This is a genomic window from Pseudomonas jilinensis, assembly GCF_003586265.1.
Classification (GTDB): Bacteria; Pseudomonadota; Gammaproteobacteria; order Pseudomonadales; family Pseudomonadaceae; genus Halopseudomonas; species Halopseudomonas phragmitis.
Map to the genome: position 1 here is coordinate 85,419 of NZ_QJSA01000013.1, position 14,078 is coordinate 99,496.

12 protein-coding genes are annotated in these 14,078 nt (G+C 59.9%); 3 read left to right on the forward strand and 9 right to left on the reverse strand.

The genetic code is table 11. The annotated features are described in order from the left end of the window. Positions 1 to 60 precede the first annotated feature (60 nt). Positions 61 to 690 (reverse strand): 23S rRNA (uridine(2552)-2'-O)-methyltransferase RlmE, encoded by a 630-nt coding sequence (rlmE, locus tag C2846_RS14595; RefSeq protein WP_080048486.1) that lies wholly within the window; start codon positions 688 to 690, stop codon positions 61 to 63. Positions 691 to 772: 82 nt separating this feature from the next. On the opposite strand from rlmE, the gene yhbY reads away from it, so the two are divergent. After that, positions 773 to 1,087 carry a ribosome assembly RNA-binding protein YhbY gene (gene yhbY / locus C2846_RS14600; protein WP_080048487.1) on the forward strand — a complete coding sequence of 105 codons (315 nt, stop codon included), beginning with the start codon at positions 773 to 775 and terminating at the stop codon, positions 1,085 to 1,087. Here the strand turns inward: yhbY and C2846_RS14605 are convergent. From C2846_RS14605 to carA, 4 genes are read right to left on the reverse strand one after another with little or no spacing between them, the layout of a single operon-like run. Continuing rightward, positions 1,074 to 1,502, reverse strand: a complete 429-nt coding sequence (locus tag C2846_RS14605) for a hypothetical protein (RefSeq protein ID WP_080048488.1) — start codon at positions 1,500 to 1,502, stop codon at positions 1,074 to 1,076. The two genes, yhbY and C2846_RS14605, sit on opposite strands and share 14 nt — an antisense overlap. Before the next feature lie 5 nt (positions 1,503 to 1,507). After that, positions 1,508 to 1,981 carry a transcription elongation factor GreA gene (greA, locus tag C2846_RS14610; protein WP_080048489.1) on the reverse strand — a complete coding sequence of 158 codons (474 nt, stop codon included), beginning with the start codon at positions 1,979 to 1,981 and terminating at the stop codon, positions 1,508 to 1,510. A 1-nt stretch (position 1,982) separates the two neighbouring features. Next, entirely contained in the window at positions 1,983 to 5,198 is a 3,216-nt protein-coding gene (gene carB / locus C2846_RS14615) for a carbamoyl-phosphate synthase large subunit (protein ID WP_080048490.1), read from the reverse strand. Positions 5,199 to 5,228: 30 nt separating this feature from the next. Next, positions 5,229 to 6,365, reverse strand: a complete 1,137-nt coding sequence (gene carA, locus C2846_RS14620) for a glutamine-hydrolyzing carbamoyl-phosphate synthase small subunit (protein WP_119701787.1) — start codon at positions 6,363 to 6,365, stop codon at positions 5,229 to 5,231. A 354-nt stretch (positions 6,366 to 6,719) separates the two neighbouring features. Between carA and C2846_RS14625 the strand changes: the two genes are divergently transcribed. After that, complete coding sequence (locus C2846_RS14625) at positions 6,720 to 7,490, forward strand: hypothetical protein (RefSeq protein ID WP_119701788.1); 771 nt, start codon at positions 6,720 to 6,722, stop codon at positions 7,488 to 7,490. Positions 7,491 to 7,548: 58 nt separating this feature from the next. Here the strand turns inward: C2846_RS14625 and dapB are convergent, their stop codons facing one another. From dapB to grpE, 4 genes are all read right to left on the reverse strand, one after another. Beyond that, positions 7,549 to 8,352 (reverse strand): 4-hydroxy-tetrahydrodipicolinate reductase, encoded by an 804-nt coding sequence (dapB, locus tag C2846_RS14630; RefSeq protein ID WP_119701789.1) that lies wholly within the window; start codon positions 8,350 to 8,352, stop codon positions 7,549 to 7,551. A 13-nt stretch (positions 8,353 to 8,365) separates the two neighbouring features. Then, positions 8,366 to 9,505, reverse strand: a complete 1,140-nt coding sequence (dnaJ, locus tag C2846_RS14635; RefSeq protein ID WP_080048494.1) for a molecular chaperone DnaJ — start codon at positions 9,503 to 9,505, stop codon at positions 8,366 to 8,368. Between the two features lie 108 nt (positions 9,506 to 9,613). Beyond that, positions 9,614 to 11,533 carry a molecular chaperone DnaK gene (gene dnaK, locus C2846_RS14640; protein WP_080048495.1) on the reverse strand — a complete coding sequence of 640 codons (1,920 nt, stop codon included), beginning with the start codon at positions 11,531 to 11,533 and terminating at the stop codon, positions 9,614 to 9,616. A gap of 88 nt (positions 11,534 to 11,621) precedes the next feature. Then, positions 11,622 to 12,203 (reverse strand): nucleotide exchange factor GrpE, encoded by a 582-nt coding sequence (gene grpE, locus C2846_RS14645; RefSeq protein ID WP_080048496.1) that lies wholly within the window; start codon positions 12,201 to 12,203, stop codon positions 11,622 to 11,624. Positions 12,204 to 12,395: 192 nt separating this feature from the next. Here grpE and recN point away from each other — a divergent pair, with 192 nt between their 5' ends. After that, positions 12,396 to 14,069, forward strand: coding sequence for a DNA repair protein RecN (recN, locus tag C2846_RS14650; protein ID WP_119701790.1), 1,674 nt, complete (start codon positions 12,396 to 12,398; stop codon positions 14,067 to 14,069). The last annotated feature ends 9 nt before the right edge of the window (positions 14,070 to 14,078 follow it).

Here is a 14,078-nt window from a genome sequence, read left to right on the forward strand (position 1 = left end):
CAGTTTCACCCCTGACGGCAGATCGGCCAGTGTAACGCCCTATGTCGCCCAGCGGGATTCTCAGTGATCGCCACCCTTGAATCCACGCGCCAGCAGGTAGGTTTCCCGCGAACGACCACGCGAGGCATCCGGCTTGCGGGTCAGCAGCTTGTCAAACTGACCACGCATACCCCGGTAATAATCATCAAAACCTTCACCATGGAACACCTTGATCAAAAAGTCGCCGCCCGGGCGCAACACCCTGGTAGCCATATCCAACGCCAACTCGCACAGATACATGGCGCGCGGCTGATCCACCGCAGGTGTTCCACTCATATTGGGGGCCATATCGGAAATAACAAGGTCGACAGGCTGATCACCAATGGCGGCCAGAATGGCTTCGAACACGCTATCCTCGGTAAAGTCACCCTGAATGAAAGTGACATCAGCAATACTGTCCATCGGCAGAATATCAGAGGCGATCAGCCGCCCCTTCTCCCCCAGCACCCGGCTGGCGACCTGCGACCAGCCACCCGGTGCCGCCCCCAGATCGAGGACTGTCATGCCTGGCCTGAGCAGGCGATCGCGCTCCTGGATTTCCAGCAGTTTGTAACTGGCGCGCGAACGATAGCCGTCCTTTTGCGCCTTCTTGACGAAAGGATCGTCGAAATGCTCTTTCAGCCAGCCTTTGCTGGTTTTGGATCGGGCCACGGAATACCTCGTGCAGCGGATCGCGCCGCCGGTTAAACTATGCGCTTTCACTCCATTACCCTAGGAAAGCACTCGGATCATTATGGCGCTCAGTTCGGCACAGAAGAAAGACCTCAAGAAGATCGGCCACCACCTCAAGCCGGTGGTAATCGTCAGTGAACAGGGCGTCAGCGCCGGCGTGTTGGCTGAACTGGAGCGCGCCCTGAACGATCACGAGCTGATCAAGATCCGCCTCAGCGTCGCCGACCGTGAAGCCAAGCAGGCGCTGATCAGCGAGATCTGCCAGCAGACCGGCGCAGAACTGGTTCAGGTCATCGGCAAAATGGCTATCCTGCTGCGCCGCAGCAAGCAACCCAACGCCAACCTGTCCAACCTGCTGCGCTTCAAGAACGCCTGAGCGGTTCGACATCCTCGTCAGGCCTGGGTTGCAATACCAGCACCAGGCCGGCAAATGCCACCACCAGATAGGCGAACATCGCCCAGTATTCGCCACCGGCAAAACCATGCGCGACGAAGAATACCGTACAGGCCAACAGCACCAGCAACAGTAGCTGACCTCGCAGATCGCGCCAGCAGCGTGCGCCAAGAGCAACGCCCGCCACCAGCAACTGCAGCAGCGCGCACGCCGCGGCGAAACCAATCATCAGCGGCCGCATGAACGCACCGATTTCATTGACCAGCAGCGCCGCCAGGCCAAAACGATCAAGCGCAGGCAGCAGCACGAAGTGAACCACCCAGATACCACCAACCCAGAGGGTTTGAGCCAGTTGCCAAGCCACCCGACCACCGCGAGGAGTTGGCCGGGTCAGCATATCGCTCACTGGTGACGCACCTCGACGATTTCGAATTCGACCACACCACCGGGCGTCCTGACCGCAACCACATCACCCTCGTCCTTACCGATCAGGGCGCGAGCGATGGGCGAACCCACGGAGATCTTGCCGGATTTGATGTCTGCCTCATCCTCACCAACGATCTGGTACACCACTTCCTCGTCGGTATCGACATTAGCAATGGTCACGGTCGTGCCGAAGATCACCTTGCCGGTATGCGGAATGCTGGTGACATCGATCACCTGGGCATTGGACAGACGGCCCTCGATATCACGGATGCGCGCCTCAACCATGCCCTGCTGCTCGCGCGCAGCATGGTATTCGGCGTTCTCCTTGAGATCACCCAGCTCACGCGCCTCGGCAATCGCCTGACTGAGCTGCGGACGCACCACGCTCTTGAGCTGCTTGAGTTCAACTTCGAGGGCTTCAGCGCCCTGCTTGGTCATCGGATACTTCATATCAAATTCCTGCGTGCAAATCCTGGAGTCGACGTACGATCTTCTCCGGACCAAACTTCAGCGCCATGCAGATCGCCTGGCCACCGGCCAGGGTAGTGGTCGAGTAGACCTTGTGCTGCAGCGCGTTGCGACGAATCGAATAGGAGTCGGCAATCGACTGGCGGCCTTCGGTGGTATTGATCACCAGACTGACCTGATCGTTCTTGATCATGTCGACAATGTGCGGACGCCCCTCAGTCACCTTATTGACCCGGCGTACCGGGATACCGGCCGCCTCGATCACCTTGGCGGTACCACTGGTAGCCACAACCTCGAAGCCCAGCTCAACCAGGTCACGCGCCACCTCGGCAACAAACGGCTTGTCGTCTTCGCGCACACTGAGGAACGCGCAGCCGCCGGTCGGCAGGCGCTCGCCAGCGCCAACCTGAGCCTTGGCATAGGCTTCGGCAAAGCTGTCGCCAACGCCCATGACCTCACCGGTGGACTTCATTTCCGGGCCAAGGATCGGGTCTACACCAGGGAACTTGGCGAACGGGAACACCGCCTCCTTGACGCTGAAGTACGGCGGTACAACTTCCTGGGTAAAGCCCAGCTCCTTCAGGGTTTTGCCGGCCATGACCCGAGCGGCAATCTTAGCCAGCGACTGGCCAATGCACTTGGATACAAAGGGCACAGTGCGCGAGGCCCGCGGATTAACCTCGATCACATAGATGGTCTCACCCTGCACTGCCATCTGCACATTCATCAGGCCAACCACGCCAAGCTCAAGCGCCATCTTGCGCACCTGTTCACGGATCTGATCCTGAATATTGGCCGGCAATGAGTACGGCGGCAGCGAGCAGGCCGAGTCACCGGAGTGCACGCCAGCTTGCTCGATATGCTGCATGATCGCGCCGATCACCACATCGGTACCATCAGAAACGGCATCGATATCGACTTCGATGGCACAGTTGAGGAAGTGGTCGAGCAGCACCGGGCTGTCGTTTGACACCTTGACCGCCTCGCGCATATAGCGTTTGAGCTCATCTTCCTGATAGACGATTTCCATCGCCCGCCCACCCAATACGTAGGAGGGGCGCACCACCAGCGGATAACCGATATTCTTTGACAGCGCCAGCGCCTGCTCTTCACTGCGCGCGGTGGCATTCGGCGGCTGACGCAGATTAAGCCGCTCAACCATCTGCTGGAAACGCTCACGGTCTTCGGCCCGGTCGATCGCCTCGGGGCTGGTGCCGATGATCGGCACCCCGGCCTCTTCCAGCGCACGCGCCAGTTTCAGCGGGGTTTGGCCGCCATACTGGACGATCACACCCTTGGGCCGCTCGACCCGGACAATTTCCAGCACGTCTTCCAGAGTCACCGGCTCGAAGTACAGACGGTCGGAGGTGTCGTAGTCAGTCGATACGGTTTCCGGGTTGCAGTTGACCATGATGGTCTCGTAACCATCTTCACGCATCGCCAGCGCGGCATGCACACAGCAGTAATCGAACTCAATGCCCTGACCGATCCGGTTCGGGCCACCGCCCAACACCATGATCTTATCGCGTCCGCTCGGATTGGCCTCGCACTCTTCCTCGTAGGTCGAATACATGTAGGCGGTATCGGTGGCGAACTCAGCGGCGCAGGTGTCGACCCGCTTGTACACCGGTTGCACCTTGAGCTTCTGACGGTGGCTACGCAGGGTTTTCTCGCTGACTGCCAACAACTGAGCCAGACGAGCGTCGGAGAAGCCCTTGCGCTTGAGCCGATACATCAGATCGCGATCGATGTTGGCCAGCCCCAGCGTCTTGACCCGCTCTTCATCCTTGACCAGATCCTCGATCTGGATCAGGAACCAGGGATCAATCCGGGTCAGCTCGAACACCTCGTCACGGCTCATGCCGATGCGGAAGGCGTCCGCTACATACCAGATCCGATCGGCGCCGGGCACGGTCAGTTCACGAATGACTTCGGCGCGTACTTCGGCATTGGCCGGATCAACCTTGGGATCGAGACCCACCACGCCAACTTCCAGCCCACGCAAGGCCTTGTGCATAGACTCCTGGAAGGTGCGACCGATGGCCATGACCTCACCCACGGATTTCATCTGGGTGGTCAGACGGGCATCGGCGTTGGGGAACTTCTCGAAAGCGAAACGCGGAATTTTGGTGACCACGTAGTCGATCGACGGCTCGAACGAAGCCGGCGTGCGGCCACCGGTAATGTCGTTTTGCAGCTCATCAAGCGTGTAACCGACCGCCAGCTTGGCGGCGATCTTGGCAATCGGGAAGCCGGTGGCCTTGGAGGCCAGCGCCGAACTGCGCGACACCCGCGGGTTCATCTCGATCACGACCATCCGCCCGGTGTTCGGACAGATACCGAACTGCACGTTGGAGCCGCCAGTTTCCACGCCAATCTCACGCAGCACCGCCAGCGAGGCGTTGCGCATGATCTGGTATTCCTTGTCGGTCAGGGTCTGGGCCGGGGCAACAGTGATCGAGTCACCGGTATGCACACCCATTGGATCGAAGTTTTCAATCGAGCAGACGATGATGCAGTTGTCCTTCTTATCGCGGACCACTTCCATCTCGTACTCTTTCCAGCCGATCAGCGATTCGTCGATCAGCAGCTCGTTGGTCGGCGACAGGTCCAGACCGCGGGTGCAGATCTCTTCAAACTCTTCGCGGTTGTAGGCGATCCCGCCACCAGTGCCGCCCATGGTGAAGGACGGACGGATAATGCACGGGAAACCAACCTGATCGAGTACCGCATTGGCCTCATCCATGTTGTGGGCGATACCCGAGCGCGGGCACTCCAGACCAATGGACTTCATGGCCTTGTCGAAGCGCGAACGGTCCTCGGCCTTGTCAATGGTGTCGGCATTGGCGCCGATCATCTCGACACCGTACTTCTCCAGCACGCCGTGCTTTTCCAGATCCAGCGCACAGTTCAGTGCGGTCTGGCCACCCATGGTCGGCAGCACCGCATCCGGGCGCTCCTTCTCGATGATCTTCTCTACCGTCTGCCACTTGATCGGCTCGATGTAGGTGGCATCAGCCATGGCCGGATCGGTCATGATGGTGGCCGGATTGGAGTTGACCAGGATCACCCGGTACCCCTCTTCCTTCAGCGCCTTGCAGGCCTGAGCGCCGGAGTAGTCAAACTCACAGGCCTGGCCGATGACGATGGGGCCGGCGCCGAGAATCAGAATGCTTTGAATGTCTGTACGTTTTGGCATGATCTTCAGTAAATCCTGTATTCCGGCGGTTTAGCAGCGCTTGGCCATGGCCTCGATGAAACGGTCGAACAGCGGCGCGACATCATGCGGGCCGGGGCTGGCTTCGGGGTGACCCTGGAAGCTGAAAGCGGCCTTGTCGGTGCGCTCGATGCCCTGCAGCGTGCCGTCGAACAACGACTTGTGGGTAGCACGCAGATTGCCCGGCAGGCTCGTCTCATCGACAGCAAAACCGTGGTTCTGGCTGGTGATCATTACCACGCCGCTATCCAGATCCTGCACCGGGTGGTTGGCGCCATGGTGGCCATGGCCCATCTTCACGGTCTTGGCGCCGGAGGCCAGGGCCAGCAACTGGTGACCCAGACAGATACCGAAGACCGGAATCTCGGTTTCGAGAATCTCGCGAATGGCCTGGATCGCATAATCGCAGGGTTCCGGATCACCAGGGCCATTGGACAGGAATACCCCATCCGGATTCAGCTCCAGCACTTCACTGGCCGACGTCTGGGCCGGCACCACGGTCAGGCGGCAGCCGCGCGCCACCAGCATGCGCAAAATGTTGGTCTTGACCCCATAGTCATAGGCCACGACATGGTAGGGCAGTTCGGCATCGGCTCGCTCGGGGTGGCTGTCACTGGCCAGCTCCCAGACACTGGAGCGCCACTGGTAGGGCGCCTTGACCGTGACTTCCTTGGCCAGGTCCATGCCCTTGAGCCCCGGGAAGCTGCGCGCCAGCTCAAGCGCCTGTTCCTCGCTGACCGAATCACCGGCAATAATGCAGCCGTTTTGCGAGCCCTTTTCACGCAGAATACGGGTCAGCCGGCGAGTATCGATACCGGCAATGGCCACCACGCCGTTGTCTTTGAGGTAATCGGGCAGGCTCTGCTTGCAGCGCCAACTGCTGGCGAGCAGCGGCAGATCGCGAATGACCAGACCGGCAGCGTGCACCCGATCGGCTTCAACATCTTCGGGAGTAACACCGGTATTGCCGATATGCGGGTAGGTCAGGGTTACGATCTGGCGGGAGTAGGACGGATCGGTGAGGATCTCCTGATAACCGGTCATGGCCGTATTGAACACGACCTCGCCGACACTGTGGCCGTCGGCGCCGATGGCCTCACCGCGAAAAATACTGCCGTCGGCAAGGGCGAGAATGGCTGGCTTGGACAAGAAAACCTCCGATTGAGCTGACACGTTTTACCAAACGCGGGCTGCACAAAAGCGGGAATGAGGTGCCGTGACACCACATCCCGCTACAAGGCATTGTCAGATACGCGCTAGATAGACAGATTAGCGCCATAGTCTAGCGGCTTGACCCCAAAATATCCACACCGAATGGCACCGTTCGCCCGACCGCAACAACCGGACACAATCCCATTGTGTTTCATCCTTCGGTCAACTGTGATAAAAACCCCGATGAACGCATGCAGTCATCTGCCCAGGCGCCACCCCGCCGGCAGCACAGACCCTGGTGACCGGTCACGACTTGCATCACAACAAAAAGAAAAACTCGGGGACAACACCATGGTAGTGCACCTGAAACGCAACTTCATCGTACTGATATTGTTGTGCATGGCGCCCTTGGCCCAGGCCGACCTGCAACGCCTGCAAACCCTGCATGAGTTCCGCAGTGAAGGCTATATCGCCGGAACCTACCTGCTGATCGACAACAACCTCTATGAGCGAGTACGCGAGCCGGGTAACCGCGAAACCTATAATCAAGCCCTGAACCGCATGGACCAGCTCCTGCGCCAGCTCGGCAACCCCAACGAACTACGCAGCCCCTACACCGACTTCGTCAACCTGATCCGCGAACTGGAAGGGCAACCAGAAGAAGAAGCCCACTTCAACCTGGCCACGGTCAACCGCATCATGCAGGCGCACGGCCGCCTGGAACGCACCGCCGCGCAACTTTACGACGAACAGACCAGCAGCGCATCCGAGCAACTGCTGGCCCTGCACCAACAGAGCCTGGAAACCAACCAGATCCTGCTGCTATACCAGAACAACATGTTCAGCTCGGTTGGCGTGTACTTCATGGACGCCGATGAGGGCATCTTTGCCGCCATGGACCAACGCATCACCGAGCGCGCCAGCAAACTGCACAGCCTATTCCCCGACCAGCAGGCCACACTCAGTCGACTGGACAAACAATACACTTTCATCCAGCCGCGCCTGATCAAGTATTACGAAGATTGGGTGCCGACCATTGCCGCTTTTTATCTGCAACGCAACATTCAGACCCTGGACATGCTGGCCCGCGAACAGGTCCGGGTCGCCAACCAGAGCAGCTAAGCCCATCCCAGATACGACAAAGCCCGGCATTGGCCGGGCCTTGTCCATTCAACCACACTCAGCGTAACGTCAGCACATCCTGCATGTCATACAGGCCCGCAGCCTGAGTTTCCAGCCACAATGCCGAACGCACAGCCCCCTTGGCGAAAGTCATCCGACTTGAAGCCTTATGGGTGATTTCCACCCGCTCGCCTTCAGTGGCGAACAGCACAGTATGATCACCTACCACATCGCCTGCCCGCACTGTGGCAAAGCCAATGGTTTCACGCTCGCGCGCGCCGGTCTGACCCTCGCGACCATAGACTGCAACCTTGTGCAGATCACGCCCCAGCGCCTGGGCAACCACTTCCCCCATGCGCAGCGCCGTGCCCGAAGGAGCATCGACCTTGTGCCGATGGTGCGCTTCGATCACTTCGATATCAGCATCGTCACCCATTACCCGGGCAGCCATATCCAGCAGCTTCAGACACAGATTGACACCCACACTGAAGTTCGGGGCAAACACTACGCCAATTTGCCTGGCCGCCTCGGCGATCTGTTGCTTTTGCTCCTCGGAAAAACCGGTAGTGCCAATCACCATGGCCTTACCATGGGCCCGGCACAACTCCAGATTGACCAAGGTACTGGTCGGATGAGTGAAATCGATCAGCACATCGAAATCATCCAGCACCTGCTCCAGACTTCCGGCCACCGTCACACCCAGGCACCCAACCCCGGCCAACTCGCCAGCGTCAGCCCCAACCAGAGTGCTCTGCGGACGCTCGATGGCGGCAGTCAATGCCGCACCTTCAGCCTGGGTCACGGCCTCGATCAGGGTCTTGCCCATACGCCCGGCGGCGCCAATCACTGCGATTCGTCTCATGGATTCGCTCCGCTCAGAATTTCATGTCTTCGAAGAAGTTTTTCACCCCTTCAAACCAGCTTTTGGCCCGTGGCGACTGATTGGAGCCTTCGGCCTCCAGGGTGCTGCGCAACTCCTCAAGCAGCTCGCGCTGGCGCTTGGTCAGATTGACCGGCGTCTCGACCACGATCCGGCACAGCAGGTCGCCTGCCGAACCACCGCGCACCGGCACCACACCCTTGCCACGCAGCCGGAACAGCTTGCCGGTCTGGGCGCCTTCAGGGATTTTCAATTTGACCCGACCATCCAGGGTCGGCACTTCCAGCTCACCACCCAGCGCAGCATCGGCAAAACTGACCGGCACTTCGCAATACAGATTCTTGCCATCACGCTGAAAAATCTTGTGCTCACGCACCGATACCACGACATACAGGTCGCCCGACGGGCCGCCATTGACCCCGGCCTCCCCTTCACCCGCCAGGCGGATGCGGTCGCCGGTGTCCACACCAGCCGGCACCTTGACCGACAAGGTCTTCTGCTCTTCCACCCGACCATGGCCATGACAGTCGCCACAGGGGTCGGTAATCATCTTGCCGCTGCCATGACAGCGCGGACAGGTCTGCTGTACCGAGAAGAAGCCCTGCTGCATACGCACCTGACCATGCCCGCCACAGGTGGTACAGGTGACCGGGCTTGAGCCCTTCTTGGCCCCAGTCCCGTTACAGGTCTTACACTCGGCCAGCGTCGGCACCCGAATGGTTACGGTCGTGCCACGCACAGCCTCTTCCAGGTCCAGTTCCAGGGTATAGCGCAGATCACTGCCACGCTGCACGCTGGAACGACCACCACGCCCACCGCCACCACCGAAGATGTCGCCGAACACATCACCAAAGATGTCCGAGAAACTAGCGCCACCACCAAAACCACCGGCCCCGGCCCCCATGTTCGGATCGACTCCGGCATGCCCATACTGGTCATAGGCAGCACGTTTCTGGGCATCGGTCAGCACTTCGTAGGCCTCGTTGGCCTCCTTGAACTTTTCTTCCGCCTCTTTATCGTCCGGATTGCGATCCGGGTGATACTTCATTGCCAGACGGCGATAGGCCTTCTTCAGCTCGGCTTCACTGGCGCCGCGCTCCACGCCCAGCACCTCATAATAATCACGCTTGGCCATCGTTTCCGTTTCCTTCACAACACGCTTGCGGCACAAACGGCAACGCGGGAGCTAAGTCCCGCGTTGCCTGGCACAGTTACCGGTCTGCTGGTACAGACGGCCGGGACATCACTTGTTGTCCTTGACCTCTTCAAACTCGGCGTCCACCACATCATCGGCGCCGCCCTGTGCCGCATCGGCCTGAGCCTCACCCGCCTGGGCGGCCTGTGCCTGTTCGGCATACATCTTCTGCACCACCGGCCCGGAGACCTCTGACAGGGCATTGATCTTGGCTTCGATCAGTTCCTTGTCGTCACCCTTGACTGCTTCTTCCAGCTCAGCCAGGGCTTTCTCAATCGCTGCCTTTTCCTCGTCAGTGGCCTTGTCGCCTACTTCCTTGAGGGTCTTGCGAGTGGCATGCACCAGCTGATCGCCCTGGTTACGGGTAGTGACCAGTTCCTCGAATTTGCGATCTTCCTCGGCATTGGCCTCGGCATCACGCACCATCTGCTCGATTTCGTCCTCGCTCAGACCCGAAGAGGCCTTGATCACGATCGACTGCTGCTTGCCGGTCGCCTTGTCCTTGGCCGACACGTTGAGAATACCGTTGGCATCGATATCGAAGCTGACCTCGATTTGCGGCACGCCGCGCGGCGCCGGCGGGATATCGGCCAGATCGAAGCGACCCAGCGACTTGTTCTGTCCAGCCTGCTTGCGCTCGCCCTGCAGCACATGAATGGTCACGGCCGTCTGGTTGTCATCGGCAGTCGAGAACACCTGCGACTTCTTGGTCGGGATAGTGGTGTTCTTCTCGATCAGCGCGGTCATCACCCCACCCATGGTCTCGATCCCCAGTGACAGCGGGGTCACATCGAGCAACAGCACATCCTTGACGTCACCGGCCAGTACCGCACCCTGAATCGCCGCACCGATGGCCACAGCCTCGTCAGGGTTGACGTCCTTGCGCGGTTCCTTGCCGAAGAACTCGGTAACCGCCTTCTGCACCATCGGCATCCGGGTCTGACCACCGACCAGGATCACCTCATTGATGTCGGACACATCCAGACCAGCATCCTTCATCGCCACACGACACGGCTCAAGGCTGCGCTTGACCAGATCCTCGACCAGCGACTCCAGTTTGGCCCGGGTCACCTTGACATTCAGGTGCTTGGGACCGGAGGCGTCGGCAGTGATGTACGGCAGATTGACGTCGGTCTGCTGGCTGGAGGACAGCTCGATCTTGGCCTTCTCGGCAGCCTCTTTCAGGCGCTGCAGAGCCAGCGGATCGTTGTGCAGATCAACGCCATTCTCTTTCTTGAACTCGTCGGCCAGGTAGTCGATCAGGCGCAGGTCAAAGTCCTCACCACCGAGGAAGGTATCGCCATTGGTGGCCAACACCTCGAACTGATGCTCGCCATCAACCTCGGCGATCTCGATCACCGACACGTCGAAGGTGCCGCCACCCAGGTCGTAAACCACGATAGTGGAGTCACCGCGGGCCTTGTCCATGCCGTAGGCCAGCGCTGCGGCAGTCGGCTCGTTGATGATCCGCTTGACTTCCAGGCCCGCAATCCGGCCGGCATCTTTGGTGGCCTGACGCTGACTGTCGTTGAAGTAGGCCGGCACGGTGATCACCGCTTCGGTAACCGGCTCGCCCAGGTAGTCCTCGGCGGTTTTCTTCATCTTTTTCAACACTTCTGCCGACACCTGCGGCGGTGCCATTTTCTCGCCCTTGGCTTCAACCCAGGCGTCACCGTTGTCAGCCTTGACGATCTTGTAGGGCACCAGCTTGATGTCCTTCTGCACCACGTCCTCGTCAAACCGACGACCGATCAGGCGCTTGACCGCATACAGGGTGTTCTGCGGGTTGGTTACCGACTGACGCTTGGCCGACTGACCAACCAAGGTCTCGCCATCGTTGGTGTAGGCGACGATGGACGGGGTAGTGCGCGCACCCTCGGCGTTCTCGATCACCTTGGTGGCACCGTTTTCCATGATGGCGACGCAGGAGTTGGTAGTCCCCAGGTCGATACCGATAATTTTGCCCATAATTACTCGTTCTCCGAATCTGCTCGCCGCTTTACCCGCGGCCGGTTCAATCTGTCATGCCCACTAAATGGGGGCGCTCACAGCAATTTCAAGCCTGCTCGTCAATTTGCGGCGCGGCCGGTTTATCACTCGGGGTCTTGCTCACCACCACCATCGCCGGACGCAGCAAACGACCACTCAGGGTGTAGCCTTTCTGGAAGACCTTGAGCACGGTATTGGGCTCAACAGCGGCGCTCTCCTCCATAGCCATGGCCTGATGCAGCTCAGGGTTGAAGGGCTCGCCATGCGGCTCCACTGCCTGGACCTGGAAGCGACCCAGAGTATCGGTAAACATTTTCAGGGTCAGCTCAATGCCTTCGCGCATCGGCTTGATCGCCGGATCATTGGGATCGGACAGCTCCATGCCACGCTCCAGACTGTCGAGAATCGGCAACAGATCACCGGCGAAGCGCTCCAGCGCGAACTTGTGCGCCTTCTCGACATCCTGCTCGGCCCGACGACGGGCGTTCTGCACATCGGCAGCAGCGCGCAGCAACTGGTCCTGCGCTGTCGCCAGTTGCTCTTCCAGACTGGCGACACGGGCGGCCAGATCCTCGTCGGCCTGGGTCTCAACCACATCCCCAGCGTCAGGCGCCTGGCCGTTCAGATCCTGTTTATAGTCATCCGCCATGGAAATCTCCTGTGATGCAAAGGGCATACAGCCCGATTAAGCGAAAAATAAGCAACCCATAGTGACAGCCTATATGGGGACGCTGGCGCCAGCTTCAAGGGCTGGCGCGAAGGAATCCTCAGCTCTTGTCGGAGCCAACATAAGTACTGTATAAATAACCAGAACAAATAATCACCGGAGGGGAGCAAGGTCATGCTGGTACATCTGGCAGTGAACAATTACGCCATTGTCGACCATCTCGAACTTGAGCTCAAAGGCGGCATGAGCGCCATTACCGGCGAGACCGGGGCCGGCAAATCGATCATGCTTGACGCTCTGGCACTCACCCTGGGCGACCGCGCCGACAGCGGCGCCGTGCGCCCTGGCGCCGACAAGGCCGACATCCTCGCCACCTTCGACATCAGCAAGATTCCCGAAGCCCAGGCCTGGCTGGACGATCGTGACCTGGACAGCCCCGAGCAACAGGTGATTCTGCGCCGAGTGATCACCGCCGAAGGCCGATCGCGCGGCTACATCAACGGCAGTCCCTGCCCCCAGCAAGATCTCAAGACCCTCGGCGAAATGCTGATCGACATCCACAGCCAGCATGAGCACCAGTCACTGCTCAAGACCGAGACCCATCGCCGGCTGCTCGATGAGTACGCCGGCGCCAGCGACCTGGCCCGCCAGATTCAACTGGCCGCACAGCGCTGCCGTCAGACCGAGCAGGCCCTGCAGCAGGCCAGCGAACACAACGACGAACAGGAGGCGCGCCTGCAACTGCTGAGCTACCAGCTCGAAGAACTGGACAACCTCAGCCTGCTCGATGGCGAACTGGAGTTGCTGGAAGGCGAACAGCGTCAACTGGCCAATGCCGAACAGATTCTGATGGCCTGCCAGCAGGTGATCAACCTGTGCAGCGAGAACGACACTGGCAGCGTGCTGCAGGCCATGACCTCCAGCCTCAACCGCCTGGGCGGCCTGACCGAACACAGCCGCCACCTCAACGAAGCCCACAATCTGCTGGCCAGCGCCCAGATCCAGGTTGAAGAAGCCGTTGGTGAACTGAGCCGCTACCTGGATCACTTCGAGGCCGACCCACAACGCCAGCAGGAAGTTGAAGAGCGGCTGGGCAGCATCTACGAACTGGCCCGCAAGCACCGGGTCAACCCCGAGGAGCTGCCAGCCCTGCAGCAGCGCCTGATCGACGAACTGGAGAGCTTCCAGCAACGCGATGCCGACATTGAGCGCCTGGGCGACGAACTCAAGGCCTACCGCGAGCATTACCAGCAACTAGCCGACAAACTATCCGGCATTCGCCACAAAGCCGCGCAAAAACTGGCCAAGGCTGTCACTAGTGAAATTCAGCGTCTGGGCATGCCGGGCGGGCGGATCGAACTACAGCTAGCGCCCCTGAACCCAGGCAACTATCCCCCCCAGGGACTGGAAAGCGTCGAGTTTCTGGTCAGCGCCAACCCTGGACAGCCCGCCAAGCCACTGGCCAAGGTTGCCTCCGGCGGCGAACTGTCACGCATCAGCCTGGGGATTCAGGTCATCACCGCACAAACGTCACGGGTGCCGACTCTGGTATTCGACGAAGTAGACGTTGGCATTGGCGGCCCCACTGCCGAGATCGTCGGCCAATTGCTGCGCCAGCTTGGCGAGCGCGGCCAGGTTCTTACCGTCACCCACCTGCCCCAGGTCGCAGCCCAAGGGCATCAGCATCTGTTCGTGCGCAAGGAGCAAAAAAAGGATTCAACCCGGACCCGGATTGACGAGCTCGACCAGAGCGGTCGCATTCAGGAAGTGGCGCGCATGCTTGGCGGTGTGGACTTGACCGAAGAGTCACTGGCCCACGCCCGCAAACTGCTCTCGCTTACAGCATAAACGTGAAAA